This is a genomic window from Dactylococcopsis salina PCC 8305 (assembly GCF_000317615.1).
Lineage (GTDB): Bacteria > Cyanobacteriota > Cyanobacteriia > Cyanobacteriales > Rubidibacteraceae > Halothece > Halothece salina.
Genome location: NC_019780.1, coordinates 1708027 through 1728945, shown reverse-complemented (window position 1 = coordinate 1728945; position 20919 = coordinate 1708027). Strand labels below are relative to the sequence as shown.

10 protein-coding genes are annotated in these 20919 nt (G+C 46.5%); 2 read left to right on the top strand and 8 right to left on the bottom strand.

Annotated features, from left to right (window positions below; translation table 11 throughout):
- Window positions 1-78 precede the first annotated feature (78 nt).
- The 7 genes from DACSA_RS08515 to DACSA_RS08495 form a co-directional block, all read right to left on the bottom strand.
- Entirely contained in the window at window positions 79-1383 is a 1305-nt protein-coding gene (locus tag DACSA_RS08515; RefSeq protein WP_015229363.1) for a sensor histidine kinase, read from the bottom strand.
- An 18-nt stretch (window positions 1384-1401) separates the two neighbouring features.
- On the bottom strand, window positions 1402-2379 hold the full coding sequence (gene msrP / locus DACSA_RS08510; RefSeq protein ID WP_015229362.1) for a protein-methionine-sulfoxide reductase catalytic subunit MsrP: 978 nt from the start codon (window positions 2377-2379) through the stop codon (window positions 1402-1404).
- Window positions 2380-2508: 129 nt separating this feature from the next.
- Entirely contained in the window at window positions 2509-5139 is a 2631-nt protein-coding gene (gene topA / locus DACSA_RS08505; RefSeq protein ID WP_015229361.1) for a type I DNA topoisomerase, read from the bottom strand.
- A gap of 154 nt (window positions 5140-5293) precedes the next feature.
- Complete coding sequence (locus tag DACSA_RS20510; RefSeq protein WP_156800727.1) at window positions 5294-5464, bottom strand: hypothetical protein; 171 nt, start codon at window positions 5462-5464, stop codon at window positions 5294-5296.
- 113 nt (window positions 5465-5577) lie between these two features.
- Complete coding sequence (locus DACSA_RS22085) at window positions 5578-5739, bottom strand: hypothetical protein (protein ID WP_232225248.1); 162 nt, start codon at window positions 5737-5739, stop codon at window positions 5578-5580.
- Between the two features lie 38 nt (window positions 5740-5777).
- Window positions 5778-6857, bottom strand: coding sequence for a 3-isopropylmalate dehydrogenase (gene leuB / locus DACSA_RS08500; RefSeq protein WP_015229360.1), 1080 nt, complete (start codon window positions 6855-6857; stop codon window positions 5778-5780).
- Between the two features lie 452 nt (window positions 6858-7309).
- On the bottom strand, window positions 7310-10663 hold the full coding sequence (locus DACSA_RS08495; protein WP_015229359.1) for an alkaline phosphatase: 3354 nt from the start codon (window positions 10661-10663) through the stop codon (window positions 7310-7312).
- A 1242-nt stretch (window positions 10664-11905) separates the two neighbouring features.
- On the opposite strand from DACSA_RS08495, the gene DACSA_RS08490 reads away from it, so the two are divergent.
- Complete coding sequence (locus tag DACSA_RS08490) at window positions 11906-14389, top strand: calcium-binding protein (protein WP_232225246.1); 2484 nt, start codon at window positions 11906-11908, stop codon at window positions 14387-14389.
- An 85-nt stretch (window positions 14390-14474) separates the two neighbouring features.
- A complete protein-coding gene (locus DACSA_RS08485) occupies window positions 14475-14717 on the top strand; it encodes a hypothetical protein (protein WP_156800725.1) in 243 nt (80 codons plus the stop codon).
- Window positions 14718-14890: 173 nt separating this feature from the next.
- On the opposite strand, the gene DACSA_RS19695 is transcribed toward DACSA_RS08485, so the two are convergent.
- Entirely contained in the window at window positions 14891-20908 is a 6018-nt protein-coding gene (locus DACSA_RS19695) for an alkaline phosphatase (RefSeq protein WP_015229356.1), read from the bottom strand.
- Window positions 20909-20919: the final 11 nt, after the last annotated feature.

Here is a 20919-nt window from a genome sequence, read left to right as displayed (position 1 = left end):
GCTTGGAAAGGGGGGAACAATGAGTAGGGTGGGCAATGCCCACCCTACTTTTTATTATTGAGCGAACCTGATCTAAGATTAATGAAGGGGAAGCATGACGATGAAGGTTGTTCCCTTTTCTCTAACACTATTAACAGAAATTTGTCCCTGATGATTGTTAACAATTGCTTGCGCGATCGCTAACCCTAATCCCGCGCCAGTGACTTGCTGATTTTCCGTTGCTTTGGGATAGGGAGACACCCGATAGAATCGATCGAACAGGTGAGGTAATTCGGTTTCTGGGATTCCTTTCCCTGTGTCTTCTACTTCTACTTTGAGATAATCGTGATGGTTACGTTTGAGACGTTGCAGTTGAATGGTAATCTGGGGAGAAACAGTGGTTTGATGGGGAAGGGAATGCTCGATCGCATTGCTGATTAAGTTCGTAAACAGTCGCGCTAATTGATCCCAATCACCATTGAGGGTCAACCCTTGATCGGTTTCTGGAATTGTAAAGTTAAGTTCAATTCCCTTTTGTTGCGCGATCGCGCTTTGTTCCTCCATCACTTCCATTAACAACGCATCCAAAGAAACCGATTGTCGTTTCGTTTCCATCATCCCACTGTCCGATCGCGCTAAAAATAACAAATCATTCACCAATCTTCCCAAACGTTGTGTCAACCGTTCAATCACCTGTAACTGTTGCTGTTGTGACGCATCATCAGGGTAAGCTAACGCCATTTGAACATTGGTTTGAATCATCGCGATCGGATTTCGTAACTCATGGGACGCATCGGCGGTAAACTGTTTTAAACTTTGATAGGATTCCTTTACTGGTTGAATCGCAATCCCCGATAACCACCAACTAATTCCCGCTACCGAAACCACCATGGCACTAATCCCCATAATCAAATCTAACAGCAATTGTCGGATCGGTTTTGTCACCTCAAACCAGGGATGACTCACTCGCAGATAACCCAACGTTTGTTTTCCGAAAGTCACGGGTTCAGTCACTTGACGGAGAAGATAGCCAGAGGAAATGTGAACCGTCTCCACTGGACGATTTTTATGTAGGGGATAATTAAACCCATCAGAAAACGTTGACCACAGTAACTTTCCTTGTGGATCAAACCATTCTAAATCAATATGATCATCCTCTACCGTTTCCGTATCATTGCGAAAGCTGGCTTCAATATTGAGACGATAGCCATGATCTGAAATTGCGATCGGTTCAATGATCAGCGATCGTTCCACAACTTCTACCACGTGCTTTAAAGTATCATCAATCCGTTCAATCAGCGTACTCCGCACATAACAATAGACCCCTGTGGCGAACAAAAGTAATAAAACTGCCGTCACAACGGCATACCATAAAGCTAGGCGTTTTCGTGTGGTTTGAAACATATTGAGGTGATTTCCAGCCTAATACAACGCCGCCACATATTCCCCATAACCGTTATACAATTGCGTTTCCTTCATTTCCCAAGATAAATTCGGTCCATTACTAATAAACTTTTCCGTCGCTTGGGACCAACGAGGATGAGGAACATCAGGATTAACATTGGCAATTAAACCATATTCATTGGGGACAAGGGTATGCCAATAAGTGTCGGGTTGTTCCGCGACAAATTCAATTTTAACGATCGATTTTGCCCCTTTAAACCCATATTTCCACGGTAAAACTGCCCGAATGGGTGCGCCATGTTGTTTCGGTAATTCTTCCCCATAAATGCCAATGGCAAAAAACGCTAACTCATTCGCCATTTCATCCAAGCGTAATGATTCAGTATAGGGCCAGGGTAAGCCGCCAAAATGCAACGTCGGACCTGGCATAATCTCGGAGTCATATCGAGAAGTAAAGCGAACAAACTTCGCCTTAGCAGTGGGTTCTACTGCTTTGATCAATTCGCGCATCGGAAACCCCACCCAGGGTAAAACCATTGACCAGGCTTCCACACAACGAAAGCGATAAATCCTTTCTTCAATGGGAAACTGTTTTTTAATCTCATCTAAATCATAAGTTTTCGGATTTTTAACTAAGCCTGTCACTTCTACTTTCCAGTTTTCTGTCGGTAAGTTTTGGGCTTTTAACCAAATGGACTTATTGCCACCAAATTCGTAAAAATTGTTATAACTTCCCGCTAAAATTTCATCAGTAATGGGACGTTCTACGGACGCAAAATTCGGATTCGTGGTTAGGGGAGAAATTTTCGGTTGCTTGAGACTATTTTTTAGTGCTTGTTTTGATTCAGAAGTTTGACAACCAGTAAGAGAAAAAGCAGTTGCGCCTAAACTCGCACCAATGAGACTTTTAATAAAATGACGGCGGTTAAGATATAATCGTTTGGCGGTAATGGGAGGACGTTCTTTTTGCCAGGGTTTGGGACTACGAATAATCATTGTTTGTTATTTGTTATTTGTTGTTTGTTGTTTGTTGTTTGTTATTTGTTATTTGTTATTTGTTATTTGTTATTTGTTATTTGTTATTTGTTGTTTGTTATTTGTTGTTTGTTGTTTGTTGTACGAGTGTTATTCGGTTTTTTTCTTGCGGGTCGTTTTGGTTTTTGTTCCAGTGTTTTTTTTCGTACCCGTTTTACTTTTAGCAGTGGTTTTACTACTGGTTTTCGTTTTTTCTGCTAATAATTCTACCGCTCGTTCTAAAGTCATCTTATCAGGAGATTCCCCTTCAGGCAGAGAGGCATTTTTCCGACCATGATTGATGTAAGGGCCATGAGGACCTTTGTATAACTTAACGGGTTTCTCGTTATCAGGATGATTCCCTAATTCTTTAATCAGTTCTTTTTGATTACCGCGACGACTTTTTTTCGGTTGGGAAAGCAGTTCTAAAGCGCGGTTTAATTCGATGCTTAATACATCATCTTCTTTTTTCAAGGAACGATAGTCTTTTCCCTCTTTGCCTTGATCATGTACTACATAGGGACCATAAGGACCAATGGCGGTTTTAATCGGTGCGCCAGTGGTGGGATGTTCTCCTAAATGACGGGGAAGAGACAGTAGTTTTACCGCCATCTCTAGGGTGACATCTTCGGGTTGTGTTCCTTTGGGAAGGGAACAGCGTTTTGGTTTCTTCTTCCCTTCTGTTTCTTCTCCCAATTCCACATAGGGACCATAACGACCAATTTTGATAAAGATGGGGTCTCCAGTTTCTGGATGAATTCCTACTTGGTCGGGTCCTTCGGTTTTTTGACGCAGTAAGACCTCTACTTGTTCGGGGTTGAGATCGGCCGGGGTTAAGTCTTGAGGGATGGAGGCGGTAACTACTCCGTCTCCGTTTTCTGTTTCGAGGTAAGGACCGAAATAACCAATTTTGATTTTTACGTCAATGTTATCCAAATGAACGGCTTTCGCGTTGCTGGAGTCAATTTCGTTTTCTTTTTCTTCCACTAGGGTATTCAGTCCTTTTTCCCCAAAGTAGAATTTTTCTAGATAGGGGGTGGAGTCGGCTTTTCCGGCGGCGATGTGGTCGAGGGTTTTTTCCATACGAGCGGTAAAATGAGGATCAACCAGTTCCCCAAAATACTGTTCTAGTAGGCTGGTGACGGCAAAGGCGGTAAAGGTTGGCGTGAGGGCATTACCGCGCATTTGCACATAGCCTCGATCGATGATTGTACTAATAATACTGGCGTAGGTACTCGGTCGTCCAATGCCTTCACTTTCTAACATTTTCACCAGTGAGGCTTCTGTATAACGGGCGGGGGGCTGGGTTTCGTGACCGAGAGATTCCAGGTTTTTACAGTTGGGATGGTCGCCTTCTTTTAAGTCGGGTAAGATCACTTCTTGGTTTTCTAGCGCCGCTTCGGGATCGTCTGATCCTTCTACATAAGCACGGAAAAACCCTGCAAAATCAATGCGTTTCCCGCTCGATCGAAATTCTGCATCTTCTACCGCCAACTGAACGGAAATTTGAGTTAACTTAGCATTCGCCATCTGACTGGCGATCGTCCGTTTCCAAATCAAATCATAGAGGGCTAATTCTCGTCCTTGTAGCCCTGTTTCTTGAGGAGAACGGAAGGTTTCCCCTGCGGGACGAATTGCCTCGTGTGCTTCCTGTGCGCCTTTACTTTTGGTGCTATATTGACGAGGTTTCGGAGACAAATATTCTTTACCATACTTTTCGGTCACACAGGTTCTCGCCGCACTAATCGCTTGTTCGGAAAGATGCACCGAATCGGTCCGCATATAGGTAATATAACCGTTTTCATACAAACTTTGAGCGGTTCGCATCGTATCCCGTGCCGAAATTTTTAATTTACGGTTTGACTCCTGTTGCAGTGTAGAAGTGGTAAAGGGAGGAGACGGTTTACGAGTGGTGGGACGTTCTTCCACCTGTTTCACTGTCCACTGTTTATCGCTAAGACGATCTTTGAGGGCGTTTGCTTCGGCTTCGTTGAGTAATACCACATCTCGCCCTTTGGCAATTTTCCCAGTTTTAGGATCAAAATCGCTACCAGTGGCAAGTTTTTTCCCACCGAGGGTGGTTAGTTTCGCTTCAAACTCACTTTTTTTCTGTTCTAAAGTTGCCTTTAAATCCCAGTAACTACCACTTTTAAACGCACGGCGTTCTCGTTCCTTCTCCACAATTAGGCGCACTGCTACTGATTGCACTCGTCCTGCTGAAAGTCCACGCGCCACCTTTTTCCATAATAAGGGGGAGAGGGTGTAACCATACAACCGATCTAAAATGCGTCGGGTTTCTTGTGCTTCTACGAGGTCATTATCTACATCTCGACAGTGTTTGAGTGCTTCTTGAATTGCTTCCCGTGTGATTTCATGGAAGACCATCCGTTTGGTTGGCACTTTCGGGTTGAGGAGTTCTTTCAGATGCCAAGAAATGCTTTCTCCTTCGCGATCTTCGTCTGTCGCAAGGATCAGTTCGTCTGCTTCCTTTAACGCGGCTTTCAGTTCCCTAACGACTTTTTTCTTATCTGTCGGCACCACGTAAACGGGTTTGAATCCTTCTTCAACATTGACCCCTAACCGTCCCCAGCTTTCTTCTTTGACTTTTGCGGGAACTTCTTTGGCGGAGGAGGGTAGGTCTCGAACATGACCCATAGAGGCTTCGACGCGATAGTCATTGGGGAGATATTTACGGATAGTGCGGGCTTTAGTCGGTGATTCGACGATGACAAGTGTGGACATTTTAGTTGAGAAAGAATGAGTTAGCTTGGATGGTTATTATAAATGTAAATTTTAGAGTAAGTATTTTAGGGAATGACTTCTTCTAGTCATCCTATGATTTCTATCCTATAGTTGCCACAATATTCTAACCCCCCCTTGGCAACTCGCGATCGCATCAATTGTTTTTTGTGGAAACAAACAGAAATATCAGTGCGCTAGATTTTGCGCCTCGATCGCGCTTTGGATATTTTCTAAATCTTAAAGTGATGAGAGTTGTTTCTATATTTTGTAATAAATCTGGTGCTTCTGTTAGAAAATGATGATCGATGTTATTAGAATCTGTCATAATTTATTGATACCAGTTTTCAATTTGTAAGTTATTAAATAGTAGTCGTAATCGTAGTAATACTATTACTTAAGCCCCCCAACCCCCCAAGTTTGGGGGGCTTAAATGTAACTTTACTTTTCCAAAATGGTATAATCGTAGGCTGGGTTAGCGGAAGCGTAACCCAACATTCTCTCAATTCGTAATTGGTGTTGGGTTTCGTTACCTCCACCCCACCTACGATTTTGTCCTTTGTTTTCTAATGACCAATTGATGTTGGGTTTCGTTACCTCCACCCCACCTACGATTTTGTCCTTTCTACTTAAGTAAGCAGTTAAATCGATTTTAGTAAAACTTCTCCCATTTCTTGACAACCTAGCAAGGTCATTCCCTCGGACATAATGTCTCCTGTGCGATAACCTTGATCTAAGACATTGAACACTGCTTGTTCGATTTTATCTGCCGCGATCGGCTGATCTAAGCCATAACGTAACATCATCGCAGCACTTAAAACTTGTGCTAAGGGATTGGCTTTGTTTTCTCCCGCAATATCAGGGGCGGAACCATGTACGGGTTCAAAAACACCTGGTTTCCCTTCTCCCATACTCGCTGAGGGTAACATCCCAATACTTCCAGTTAACATCGCTGCGGCATCGGAGAGAATATCGCCAAACAAATTTCCTGTGACAATGATATCAAATTGTTTCGGATCGCGTACCAGTTGCATGGCGGCGTTATCCACATATAAATGAGAGAGTTCAATATCGGGATAGGATGAGGATAAAGCAGTCACTCGATCGCGCCACAATTGCGAGACTTCTAAAACATTGGCTTTATCCACTGAACAGAGTTTTTTGTTCCGTTTTTGGGCGGTTTCAAAGGCAACTTTTCCGATGCGATCGATTTCCGCGTCAGTGTAAGCCATTGTATTTACACCGCGTTGTTGTCCGTTTTCCGTGCTGAAAACCCCTTTCGGTTCACCGAAATAAACGCCGCCAGTTAATTCTCGCACAACCATGATATCCACTCCTTCCACAATGTTTCGTTTCAGGGAGGAAGCATCCACTAATTGTGGTAATATCTTCGCAGGGCGCAGGTTCGCAAATAATTCGAGTCCAGCACGTAATCCTAATAATCCTGTTTCTGGGCGTTGATGACGGGGTAAATTATCCCATTTATAGCCGCCGATCGCTGCCAGTAAAACAGCATCACTTTCGCGACAGATATCTAAGGTTTCTTGAGGGAGAGGGTTTCCTGTTTGATCAATGGCAACGCCACCAATTAATCCTTCAGTGAATTTAAATTCGAGATCACACTGTTGACCCACTGCTTTTAAGACTTTTACGGTGACTCCGATAATTTCGGGACCAATGCCATCTCCTGGTAGCAAGGTGATTTGATATGTCTGTGTCATTCCTGAGTAAAACGTTGGCTGAATTGGACTAAGCTGTTATCTTACACCGATTTTATAGCGCTACGCGCTAGGCAAGTTGCCTTAGGCAAGAGGCAAGAGGCAAGAGGCAAAAGGCAAGAGGCAAGAGGCAAAAGGCTTGCATGCAAAAGGCAAGTTGCCTTAGGCAAGAGGCAAGTTGCCTTAGTAAGTTATAGGTGAGTTTCAACATTTTGGAATGTCCTAATACCATTTTGAAAAACTGGCGCTACAGTATCGACTCTTTAAGCCCCCCAGACTTGGGGGGTTTGGGGGGCTTTAATGCAACTTGACTTTTCCAACATGGTATAACCTGATTTTGTAGCGCTATAGAGTCTTTCATGCCAACCCGATGTTAAAAAAAATGTCGAGGTAAACTACTGTTCACCCCGACAAGTTTTCGCCTTTAAGAATTAATTAAAAAGCGCGATCGCGCTCTAAACTGCGCTTTCAACAATGGCAAACTGAGCAGCAGTCACGTCATCAGCATTAAGGCCCAACAGACGCGCTAACTCACTATCTCCCGCACTGATTAAAGCGTCAGCACCATCTTGAGTAATGGTTAAATCAGCAAACTCAGCAACGGAGTCAATACCGCCGATACCGAGGACATCTTCACCTGCGGTAAAGTCTGTAATCTCGCTGGCTGCAGCAGGAAGTTGAGCATTGGCAATCCAGAATTGGTCAGCACCAGCACCACCAGTGATCAGATTGTTACCGCCTTCGGGAGTGAAGAAGCGATCGCTGCCTTCACCGCCGATCGCGCGATCGTTGCTACCGAGGAAGAAGTCATCGTTACCAGCGCCACCATAGAGACGATTACCGCCATTACCATCAGTGGAATCGAGAACATCGTTTCCAGCGCCAGCAAAGAGGCGATCGTTGCTGCTTGCCAATAACTCATCATTATCAGAACCAGCGTAAACTCGGTTTTGACCAAAGATAGAGGAACTGGTATCAATCACGTCGCTTCCCGCACCTGTAAAGGATAAGTCAGCAGCTCCATCAAAATCAGCATCGACAGCAGAATCACGGGTATCATTGCCAAGGCTACCGAAGGCAAGTTTCACATCTGCCACGTCTTCCGCTTCCGCACCGAAGAGCGTGCGATACATGGTGCGATAGATATCAGTATTGTCGGCAGTTGTGGGGAGGGTTTCGGCGTTCATCCCAAAGGCTTTGGCAACGATCGAGCCTTCTAAATCCGCTAAACCTGCAGAAACCATGCCAAATTGGAAATTGTCACCATCAGCATCAGGCGCACCGGTTTGGAAAGGAGCAGTATCAGAACCCGTTTGACCATCTAAGGGGAAGACGAACTCATCAGCTTGCACATCATCAAAGCCAACGGTTTCGGCTTCAACATCAACATCTTCCACTTCAAACCCATTAGCATCACTATCAGCAGCGGTTAGGAGTAATGTATTGGGGTCTTGATTTTTGACAAACTCTTGAGCCACCCCGATCGCCTCATCAGCGCGGATGGTTGCTTCAATACCGCCGCCAGCGTTGCCATTGTTCGGGAAGTTGTCCGTTGCTTCTTCTTCTGCTACCAGCATGAAGCCATCCTCATCTTGAGACAGGATGGAGAGAGCCGCTTCAGTCATTTCCGCAACGGTGGGAGGATTCGGATTCTCAGGAGGTTGACCGTAGTAAATTAAATCGCCATTTTCCGCTTCAAACCCTTGACCGCGAAGATCGTCTTCAAAGGTGTCGTTATAGGTATCACGAGCCGCAAAAATTCCTAAGAGTTTGTCGGTTTCTGGATTTTCAACAGCCTCATTTAATTCATCACGACTGAAGACAACAGTATAACCCATGTCTTCCGCCTCTTCAATCAGGTTACGTCCATCTTCGCGAGTCCCTTCTTGTCCGAAAACGCCGACTGTACCTTCAGGGAGATAATCGGTTTCACCACCGCCAAGGATAACATCAGCACCAGACTCTAAAATTTCCACTGTAATCGCTTCGGTTTGGCTACGATCTTCCACATCAGCTAAGAAAACACCAGAACCAGGTTCAGCAATAAAGCCAGAGTTAACAATCCCTACCGCTTTACCTGTAGCTTGTGCTTCTTCTAAGATAGTTGTCCCTTCTTTTCCAGATAAGGAAGTATAGGGATTACCATTTTCATCTAAGCCATAACTACCCGCAAAGGGCTTAACTCCCATGGCGTGAACCACAGCACCACCATTAGAAGTTCCCACGATACGATCGTCCATGTGACCGAGATAGACACTGGCTTCGCTCATGTTATCCCAGTTGAGACGACCATCGGTTCCCACTGTGGCAAAGCGAGCCGCTGCAAAGTGAGAGGGGCTAGTGCCATCAGGGTGGAAAAAGATGACATTACCAGTGGATGCAGTCGCTTCTGGGGGTTGTTCAATGTCAAAATCATCAGGAACGCCATCGGGGGGAGCAAGTTCTACATCGAACAGGGTTTCGTACATCAGACGATACACGGCGGTATTGTCAATGGTAGAGTTAATTTTCTCCGCATTGAGACCGTAGGTTTTGGTGACGATGCTGCCAAAAACGTCGCTGAAGGTAGCATAAGCCGCGCCAAACTCAAAGGTGTCGCCACTGGCATCAGGAGCGCCAGTCACAAAAGGTTCGGTATTGTTACCCGTTTGACCGTCTAAAGGCACTTCATAGGCAAAGACGGGCTGACCGTTACGTTCGCCAATTTGAACATTTCCTTCTAAATCATCAAAAGAAGGCTGACGGAAGTTAGTGCCAACGGTTTCGCCCGTTTTGTCATCAAGCTGTAAACCACCAGCAGCACTATCAGCAGCGGTGATGACTAAGGTGTTGGGGTTAACATTATCTACAAAGTCTTGTGCTGCCCCAATCATGGCATCGGCTCTTAACGTTGCATCTAAAACCCCTGCTGTGTTGTTGTCGTTTCCGAAGTTGTCGGTTGCTTCTTCTTCAGCGACAACAAAGAAGCCATCTTCAGCTTGAGTAAACTTGTCTAAGCCGAGGGTGAATTCCATCATTTCCCCAACGGTAACAGGATCAGGATTGTTTTGATCGGGTTGACCGTAGGTGATCAGTTGCTCACTAGGGGGTAAACTTTCATCGACTAATCCTGCATCTCTTAACTGTTGCTCGGTTAAGTCGTTGTAGGTGTCTTCGGGGGCAAAAATCCCTAAAACTCTTTCGGTATCAGCAGGAAGGCTTTGTAATTGTTCGCGAGTATAAACGACTTCATAACCTGCATCTTCCGCTTCTGTAATCAGGTTACGTCCATCGGTACGAGTTCCTTCTACGCCAAAGAAACCAGTTTCTCCTTCAGGAAGATAGTCAACTTCTCCCGCGCCGAGGATAACATCAACCCCAGACTCAACGATTTGCGCGGTGATACCTTCTCTGTCGCCTCTACTTTCGGCATCCGCAACGAAAACGCCCGTTCCAGGTTCTGCGATAAAGCCAGATTGAATCAGGGCGGTGGGTTTCCCCGACGCAACGGCTTCTTCCATGATCGTATCGCCAGATTCTGCCCCGTCTTGGAGTTGCCCTTGTAATTCGGAAAGGGGTTGATAGGGGTTTCCGTCTCCATCGAAACCATAGCTCGGTGCAACAGGCTTAATTCCGTAAGCGTGAGCAACAGCACCAGCATTAGAAGTCGCACCAATTTGATCATCAAGATGACCCAAATAGACACTTGCTTCAGTCATGCGATCCCAGTTGATACGACCATCTGGACCTTCTGTTGCTAAACGAGCAAGAGACCAATGAGAGGGACCTGCCCCATCGGGATGAATGAAAATAACGTTATTGCCAGCCATTATTATTATCTTGAACTCAGAACATTTTCATCTTCGCTGAAGTAGGTTAAGATTTTTTTATCTAAACGTATAAAAAAAATTAAAATTATGGGAAGGTTGGGTTAATGCTTTTCCATAAAAGCTACTAGATATTATCCATAAGCAATCATAATGCGATCGCGCAGAATGCTCTGAAAACAAGAGTTTTAGCAATTTTCCGTTTAGGGTTTCGCCCTTTTTGGATAGCTAAAAACTCGGAAAGCCATCAATAGTGATTTCGATCTTTCAAATGGAAGTTGACTTTAATATTTTTCACGTTAAGATAAAAGTAATTACAACTTACCGTCAATAAGTTGCTGATCTGGCTAAAACTTTAGCCAGATTTCTTTTGTCTTAGCTAATTGCAACTATTTATAAAAAAAAGCTGGACGATCGACGAGAGGGATCGCTTACTATAGCGCTACAAAATTAGGTTAGGACATTCCAAAATGTTGAAACTCACCTATACCTTACTCTTGCCTCTTGCCTCTTGCCTCTTGCCTTTTGCCTAGCGCGTAGCGCTATATCTTGATCAATTGCGCTTTCTTAATCAAAAATCTGGTAACTATCAATTTGTTTGTTAACATTAAGTCTCAACTATTAAGCAAGTCAAATTTTACTAAGAAATAATTAGAGTGAAGAATCAGTAACCTTTTCCGATTTCACTAAAGAGGACAAAAATCAAGGGATTTTATATTGATTTAATAATTGAGAAAAGAGTTTAAGATTTTTTTTATAATTGGAAATCCTCAACGCTGAAAACTATAACCAGAAACGGCTTAAGATTTTTTTCAACTTGAATAATTAAAAAATTAATTGTTTCATAACCGTTTATTAAACTTGTAGTGTCAAACTAAATAAAGTTTCGGAATTACTTCAGGAAAATCTCATAATTTTGCTGTAGTTGTTCGGGAGCAAAAACAACTTTTTCGTTGTGTAACAGCAACTTATTGACGGTAATAGAGGCTTTAAATAATGGTAAGTATTGGAGAGACCACAGCGTTGATCCCCCAAGCTGGTAGTTCCACCCAGCCTGAACATTTGCAAGACGGAGAAAGTGGCGACACAGATTTCCCCTACGGTGATTTCAAAGCTCTAGGGACAGTGGGCGAGGAAGATGCCGAAAATGGTCACGTGCTAACTGGCTATCCTGATGGTCAAGCCGCATGGTTACAAGACGAAGACACCGTGCGCGTGGCGTACCAGTCCGAGTCCTACGCCACCATGTCCAATGAGACCTACCCTTGGGAAATGGAAAGCGGTGTTACATTCACTGGTTCTCACATCCACGCGATCGACTATAATCGCGCTGCGTTTGCGGAGTTTCTCGAAAACGACACTCCAGCCAGCGAGATGGTCGAGGGAGCAGGACATTTGTTTAATACCGTTTACAACGTATTCGGCGAGATTGTAGATGGCGAGAATGACGATCCTAGCGATTTGAGTGCCAAGTGGGGCAACCAGACCGCAGCCGATGGAACGGTCTATGAGTTCCGCGAAGAGCAACAGTTGACCCAAGGTGACTTCTTCTTCCACTCCTTCTGTGGAGCTTACTACGAGCCAGCCAACAAATATGGCGACGGCATCGGCTTTGAAGATGATATGTGGCTGATGGCGGAAGAGTGGAATATCGGCAACGGTATGTATCCCGATCCTGATGGCGAGGAGGGTCCTCGCAGTGCCGGTGAGTTCTTCGTTAACGACACAATGGGTCTCGCCTCGATGGTGGTTGATCTCGAAAATGACACTGCTTACACCGCACCTGCGTTAGGTCAGGCGGGTTATGAGAAACTCCTGCCGATCAACTCAGGTAGCGAAGATTACGTTGTTATTGTAGCAGCGGGCTACAACCTTGGAGTTGAACCTGCCCCCCTAGCAGTTTATATCGGTAAGAAAGGTGTTGATGCCAACGGTGATCCCCTCACTGAAGGCGCAAGCGAACGGGATTCCTTCTTAGGTGAAAATGGTCTGCTGTACGGTCAACTCTACGGAATGTCTCTCGATGGAGAAACATTCGAGAATTTGGGCATTGAGAATGTTGATGCTGATGTCAAGATGATGGATGCTTACGCTCAGGATGCGGACGCTCCCGACAGTTTCAGCGCCCGTTATTATCCCACCAGCTATCAGTGGGATGGCTTCGATAGTCCTGAGAACGCTGGCGAAACAGAAGTGTTCAAATGGCTGGAAGATGGCGATGACGGCGAACCGAACGAACAACCCGAAGGCGGCGTGGCAGCAGGGGGTTACAACTATTTCAACGGCGACAGCAAGACTGAACACCCCGCAGTTGACCCCGACCCCAGCAACCATCGCTATGTTCAAAACCTCACCGTGCCTGGCGCTCAGTTAGGGATTGAGTTCACTGATATCGTCAATGAGCTTGAAAACAATGATGCTGATGGTAATGGTTTGCCTGATTACTTGTCAGCAGATGTTACCCGCATTTTAGCTGGCGTGGATGGCGCCCTCACCCTAGAAACTGGCGGTAAGGGAGCCGGTCACATTGGTGAAAATAACCCCGATGGCACACGCACCCATGCGACCCATATTGAAAATGATGAGGCGCGGATTTTTGGACCCGACGGGCTACAGTGGGTTAAAGCTGCTGATGGTGATTACCTGATTGTCGATGAAGATTCGGGTAACGATTATGGCGAACGGAAATATGTTCTCCCGATCGACTCCGAGACGATGCAGTTAGAAGAAGAAGGCACAGGCTACTTCTTAGCATCAGCAGGGGGCGCTCTTAATCCTCGTGCGGAAGCGGAAGTGGCAGCGATTCCTGATACATTTTCCTCGGCAGAAAGTTCTGAGTTTTCTGGTTCTTGGAACGTCACCCACTTGGTAGAAACGAAGGAAGACGGCAGCTTCTACACCCAAGAAGAGCTTGCTGGCACTGGCGCCCAAGAAATCATCGACGACCTGCCGCTGGCTGAGCAGACTTTGATCGGTGTGGTACAGCATCGCGGTGAATCTGGTGGTGTTGTCGAAGAGCGTTTAGGAGACCAAGGCGGTCAAATCTTCCAGTTCAATATTAACCTCGATGCCCAAGCAGAAACTCTTGCTGGCCCCGCTTTCGGTAGCTTACAAGATGACACCCTCGAAGCTGGCGTTGATTTTGACGGCGAAGGCAATCTTGTCTTCAGTGGAGAAGGGAATGATTCCATTGAAACCTCTACTGGTAACGGTGGTAATCGCCTCTATGGTGGCAGCAATAACGATGAATTGGTTGCTGGTAGCAACGATCGCGCTTTTGGTGGTGCTGGTGATGATATCATCGAGTCTTCCCTCGGTCGTGAAAATCGCCTCTACGGTGGTGCTGGCAACGATACGGTGAATGCTGGTTATGAAGACCGCATCATGGGTGGCGATGGCAATGATCGTCTCTTCCTCTCAGAAGGTCAAGTTGAAGGCGGTGGCAAAAATCTGGTCACTGGTGGTGCTGGTGCTGATCAGTTCTGGATTGCCAACGCACAAGTTGCCGCCAATGCTAACGAAATCACTGACTTTATCTTCGGTGAGGATGTCCTCGGTATCGGCGGAATTGACTCCGTTGCTGAGTTTGCTGACTTGAGCCTTACCCAAGATGGTGCTGATGCGATTGTCAGTGTTGGAGATAATGATGTCGCCCGTCTCCTTGGCGTTAATGCTGATGAGTTAACTGCTGACAACTTTGCAATTCAAGCGACAACAGAAGTGGCTTAATTTGATGATTTTGGAATCTTCTAGCCAAGTCTGTTTAACTCGATTTAATTTTTAAGTCTTTAGCCCGCCCAGTGCGGGTTTTTTATTGCTGAAAAAGTTGGGGAAGATAGGGGAGATGGGGGAGATGGGGGGAGATGGGGAAGATGGGGAAGATGGGGGAGATGGGGGGAGATGGGGAAGATGGGGAAGATGGGGGAGATGGGAAAGATGGGGAAGAAAAATCGCTCCCTTGTCTCCCTTGTCTCCCTTGTCTTCCTTGTCTCCCTTGTCTCCCTTGCACTTTTTTGAGGGGTTAAGAGCCTTAAAGCCTCATATCAAGTTCGGGTAATTGCTTATAATGTGTGTTGGGTTTCGCTTCGCTTCACCCAACCTACTCTTTATCATCGATCGAGCGAACCTGATATCATTGGATAAAGGTTTCAGTTTCCCAACAGGAAACCCTAACTAAAAGGGACGATCGCGCGATCGTCCCTTTTCCTAGACAGTCGGAGTTAGCGAGGATTAAACCGCTGCATTTTCAAACACGAAGTTGTTATTGGTTAAAGCATTGCTATCAACGCCTAGCAAGATCGCTAAATCATTCCCATTAAAACCGATGGTGGCGTTATTTCCACTTTGGGCAATGGAGAGATCAGTAATATCTCCTGCACCAATGCCAGCAACACCAAGAACATCTTCTCCAGCAGTAAAGTCAGTGATGGTGTTGGCTGCAACAGGAAAACCAGCATTGGCCATCCAGAATTGATCAGTACCAGTACCGCCGGTGATCACACTTTCCCCGCTTTCTTCAGCCAAGAAGAATTGATCGCTGCCTTCACCGCCGACTAAACGATCATTATTGCCATTGATGAAGTCATCATCACCGAAACCTCCATAGAGGCGATTATTGCCATTACTGGCGGTTGCTTCGAGAATGTCATTTCCTGCACCAGCAAAGAGGCGATCACCTGTCCCGGCAAATAGTTCATCGGCTTCGCTTCCGGCATAAATGCGATTACCTGATCCGCTACTGGTATCTACTGTATCTTCGCCAGCACCGGTAAACAAGAGATCAGCGAGGGCATCAAAGTTGTTTTCGCCGAGTTCACCATCAAAACTGTCATTGTTGAGGCTACCAAAAACTAACGCTTCCGTTTCCTCTGCTTCTTCAGCCTCCTCCGCAGAAAATTCTAAAGTCAATTGAGGAACTTGGTCAAGGCTACTTTCCGAAGAATCAAAGTCCCAACCATCGCCAGACGCATTCAAAATCACCCAACCGTTGTTTTGGTCGGGGTTTTCTAACCAGGATTGAACGTCCTCAGTAACATCTAAGGAGAGGAAAGAATCATCAACGGGGTTAAGGAAGGTAGCAGAGGCTTCTTCTACAGCTTCAACGCCATCAGCTTGTACGCCATCACCGCCAAAGTCAGCCCAAGTGCTGTCATTATTCCAATCTTGCAGCATTCGATATAAAGAAATTGGCCCATCGCTAGCACTGTTAGTGAAGAAAGTGACCGTTGCTGAGTCTAGGGTTGTCCCTTCAGGAATGGAAAAATCCGTAAATTCAATCAGGGCTTGGGTTTCGTCGGGGTCTTGTTGGTCAACGCTGATATCAGTCTCATCTCCCCCTGGGCTATTGGGCTGATCCTCGCGAATGTTGTTATCGTTGGCTGCGGTGAAAGTTTCCGAAGCGGTTAATAACGGTTCTACGATATTAACAGTGATGTTTACAGGGTCAGATTCAAACTCGCCATCACTGACAACCAGTTCTAAGTTAAATTCTTGACCTTCTTCGATGTTTTCTGCACCTTCAGGGGTAATCGCGATCGCGCCTGTTGTTGCATCCACCAGTTCAAAGAAGCCACCTGCATCCTCGGTTAACTCAAAATTGAGGTCGATCGCGGGGGTATCAGGGTCAGTGGCTTCAATTTGTCCTCCTGCAACCACTTCTGTTTCTCCTGTGAGGCTGCTTTCAGGGAAGCCCACAGACTCAACTGCATTAAGAATGGTAGGCGGATCGTTGGGGCCGGCTAAGTCTTCTGTTCGTACTTCTACCGCACCAATATCCACTCCATCAACAACGCGATCGAAGCCTCGTTGGTCAAAGGGAATGGGTTCTGAGGTATCATCATCACCATCAAGGTCGAAGCTGTCGGCGGGGAGTTCATTGTTATCGCCAGCATCGATCGCGGGGCTTTCCTCTAAAGGCAGGTGAGTGAGAACAGAACCGCCATTATCTTGTAAGGGAGAAAGACGGGGATCGAGCGCGATCGTATCGCTGACGCTGCCATCTTCAACAATGTTCGCTCCCGACAAATTAAACGTTGCACCTGCATCGGCAACTTCCGCATCATCAGCGCTGCGGCTGTCAGCAAGAATGCTGTTGGTGAGGTTCACTGTGCCATCACTCCAGAGAGAACCGCCATTATTTCCAGCTTCATTTTCACTAACCGTAGAACTGATCAGGCTAGCTGTTCCCGTGTCGAAAATGCCACCACCATCTCGTGCTGAGAAGTTATTGCTGATAGTGCTATTAATCAGGGTTGCCGTGCCAAAGTTTTCAATTCCACCGCCATCGGTTGCTGCTGAGTTGCCACTGATGGTGCTGTCAGAAACCACGATCGTTCCGTTATAGTTGCTAACACCACCGCCATTCGCGCTTGCGGAGTTACCAGAGATTGTGGTGTTCACCAAGGTGGCGAGGGAATTGTAGGAGTGATTGACACCACCACCAAAGCCCGTGTCTGCTACATTATCGGAGATGATGCTGTTGGTTACAGTAAGCGTGCTACCATTGGCATTGTCGATCGCGCCACCGTCATCAATTGCCGTATTTCCAGAAATGTTGCTTTCAGAAATGGTGACAGTGCCTTCATTGATATTGTTAATTGCACCGCCATCAAGACTTGCGGTGTTTCCAGAAAGGGTTACATCTGTGATGGTTAGCGTTCCACCAGTGTTATTGATTGCACCACCATTGACTTCAGCAAAGTTATCGGAGATTGTGAGATCGCTAATGGTTAATGTCTCACGGTTGGAAATTGCAGCGCCACTGCCTTCGGTGTTACCGCCAGTGAGGGTTAAACCGTCAATACTGACCTCAATCGTGTTATCAGTGCCATCATTGACGTTGAAGATGCCACTGTTGTCATTGCCATCAATCGTTAACTGATCGTCGCCTAATCCTGTGATAATGAGAGGGTCAGTAATAGCGAGTTCGCCACTGGTTAAGACAATGGTTTCTCCGTTGAGATTGCTGTCAAACTCAATGGTGTCGATCGTGCCTTCGCTGTCATTTGCCTGCGCGATCGCGTCCCGTAATGAACCAGCACCACTATCATCGGCGCTAGTAACCGTAATAACGACACCCTCCACAGGTGCTGGCGGTGCGTCCTCTGTGGTAAATTCTAAGACCAACTGCGGAACCAATTGACTCTGAGACTCAGAAGAATCAAAATCCCAACCATCAGTAGAATCATTGATTAAAATCCAACCGTTATTCTGATCGGGGTTGTCTAACCAGAATTGAATATCCTCCGTAACATCCAAATTGACGAAAGCATTATCATCAGGATTAAAGAAAGTGACAGACGCTTCCTCTACTGCTTCAACGCCATCAGGTTGTACGCCATTGCCATCAAAATCAGCCCAAGTGCTATCATTCCCCCAGTCTTCCAGCATCCGATAGGCAGAAACAGGGCCACTGGTGGGATTGTTGGTGAAAATTCTTAAGGTTGCACCTTCTAAGGTTGCGTCATCAGGGATAGAGAAATCAGTAAATTCCAGCAGCGCTTGCGTGATTCCCCCGTCATCTTCCTGGTCAACACTGATGTCAACCACATCGCCACCAGGGGTATCGGGTTCATTCTCAAGAATGTTGTTATCGATCGCTGTGGTGAACGTTGCAGTGGGATTTTCCTGTGGCTGTACGCCAGCAGCTGCTTCTGGTTCAATCCCAAACAGCGTCCGATACATGGTGCGATAGATATCAGTATTGTCGGTGGTGGGGGGTAAGGTATCCGCATTCATCCCGAAGGCTTTGGAAACAATGCCACCGCTTAAGTCAGAGAAGGAATTAACGACACCGAACTGGAATTCATCGCCATCCGCATCAGCAGGAGTGGTAAACGGTGCAGTATCAGAGCCTGTTTGACCATCAAAGGGAAATTCTACACCAGTGCCTGGTAATTCTGGCTGTACCTCATAAGTGCCAACCGTATCCCCAGAAACATCATCCACTTCCACACCACCCGCATCGCTGTCAGCAGCGGTAATGAGCAAGGTATTGGGGTCTTGATTGCGAATGAAGTCTTGCACCACACCCATTGCTGCATCAGCGCGGAGGGCTGCTTCAATTCCCCCTGCGGAGTTACCAGAGTTGTTAAAGTTGTCGGTTCCCTCTTCTTCTGCAACCAGCATAAACCCATCGGGGTCTTGCGAGAGAATGCCTACGGCTGCCTCGGTCATCTCCGCCAGCGTTGGAGGATCGGGATTTTCAGGGGGTTGACCGTAGAAGATCAAGTCGCCATTTTCATCCACTAATCCTTGATTGATGAGATTCTCTTCGGAAGTTGCGTTGTAGGTTGAACCCGCAGCAAAGATTCCCAAGAGTTTATCGGTTTCTGCGGGATCGATCGCTTGCAGTTCTTCGAGAGTATAAACAACGGTGTAACCCATGTCTTCCGCTTCTTCAATGAGGTTACGACCATCGCTGCGAGTGCCTGGTTGTCCGAAAAAGCCGATTTCTTCTTGAGGGAGATAGTCGGTTTCTCCACCACCCAGAATAACTTCTGCTCCTGATGCGAGGACTTCTGCGGTAATAAATCCTGTTTGACCACGACTTTCTGCGGTGGATAGGAAAACAGCAGAACCAGGTTCGGCGATTTCTCCAGAGTTGACAATCCCCACTGCTTTGCCTGCAGCTTGCGCTTCTTCTAAAATCGTTGTTCCTTCTTTGCCAGAAAGAGAGGTAATGGCTTCGCCTTGTTCATCTAAGCCAAATGTACCACTGAAAGGCTTGACCCCATAAGCGTGAACAACAGCCCCACCATTAGACGTTCCCACAATCTGATCTTCCATGTGACCCAGATAAACGCCAGCGTTGGTCATCTGATCCCAGTTGAGGCGACCGTCTGTTCCTTCCGACGCAAAACGGGCGGCTGCGTAGTGGGAAGGGCTAGTTCCATCAGGGTGAATAAAGACGACGTTCCCTGTGTCTTGGGTGGGTTCTGGCGGTGCTTCGAGGGCAAAATCATCGGGAACACCTGCGGGAGAATCTAGCTCCACCTCAAACAGGGTTTCGTACATGATGCGATAAATCCCTGTATTGTCCACAGTTGAAGACAATTGCTCGGAGTTTAAGCCATAAGCCTTGGTGACAATACTTCCTGCAACGTCGCTGAGAGTTCCCCACTCTGCTGTAAAGGAAAAAATGTCGCCGTTTGCATCTTCAGCGCCCGTGAAGAAGGGGTCGCCATCATTGCCAAAAGGACCATCTTCGCGAGTGCTACCAGCGCTTCCGCCATCGTCATCAATTTCGATTCCGCCAGCAGCACTGTCGGCAGCAGTGATTAATAAGGTATTGGGGTTGTTATCTACGAAATCTTGGGCAACCCCGATCGCGGCATCGGCTCTTAAAATTCCATCTAGAACCCCCGCAGCATTGTTATTGTTCCCAAAGTTATCGGTTCCTTCTTCTTCGGCAACAATTAAAAATCCGTCTTCAGCTTGGGTAAACTTATCTAAGCTGAGAGTGGCTTCCATCATTTCTGCAATGGTCACTGGATTTTCATTGCCAGGTTGACCGTAGGTAATCAGTTGACCGTCTTCGTCAACTAATCCCTGTTCCACTAAAGCTGCTTCGGTGGTGTCGTTGTAGGTGTCTTCGGCTGCAAAAATCCCTAAAACGCGATCGGTGTCAGCAGGAAGCGCCTGTAATTGTTCGCGAGTGTAAACCACTTCGTAACCCAATGCTTCTGCTTCTGTAATCAGGTTACGTCCATCGGTGCGAGTTCCTTCCACGCCAAAGAAACCCTCTGTTCCCACAGGAAGATAATCGACTTCTCCCGCGCCAAGAATCACATCAACCCCAGACTCAACGATTTGAGCCGTGATCCCTGCTCGATCGCCTCTACTTTCGGCATCTGCTAAGAAAACCCCTGTCCCAGGTTCAGCGATAAACCCAGATTGAATCACCGCAGTGGGTTTATCCGCCGCGATCGCCTCTTCCATAATGGTAGAACCAGACCCGGCTCCCCCTTGCAATTGCCCTTGTAACTCGGAAAGAGACTGATAAGGGTCTGCATTTTCGTCAAAACCATAACTACCAGAAAATGGCTTAATCCCATAAGCATGAGCGACAGCGCCCGCATTAGATGTGGCGACAATGCGATCGTCAATATGACCGAGATAGACACTTGCTTCTGTCATTTCGTCCCAGTTGATACGACCATCAGGACCTTCTGTTGCCAGACGAGCAAGAGACCAGTGAGACGGGTCCGCTCCGTCCGGGTGAATGAAAATAACGTTATTGCCAGCCATTATTATTACCT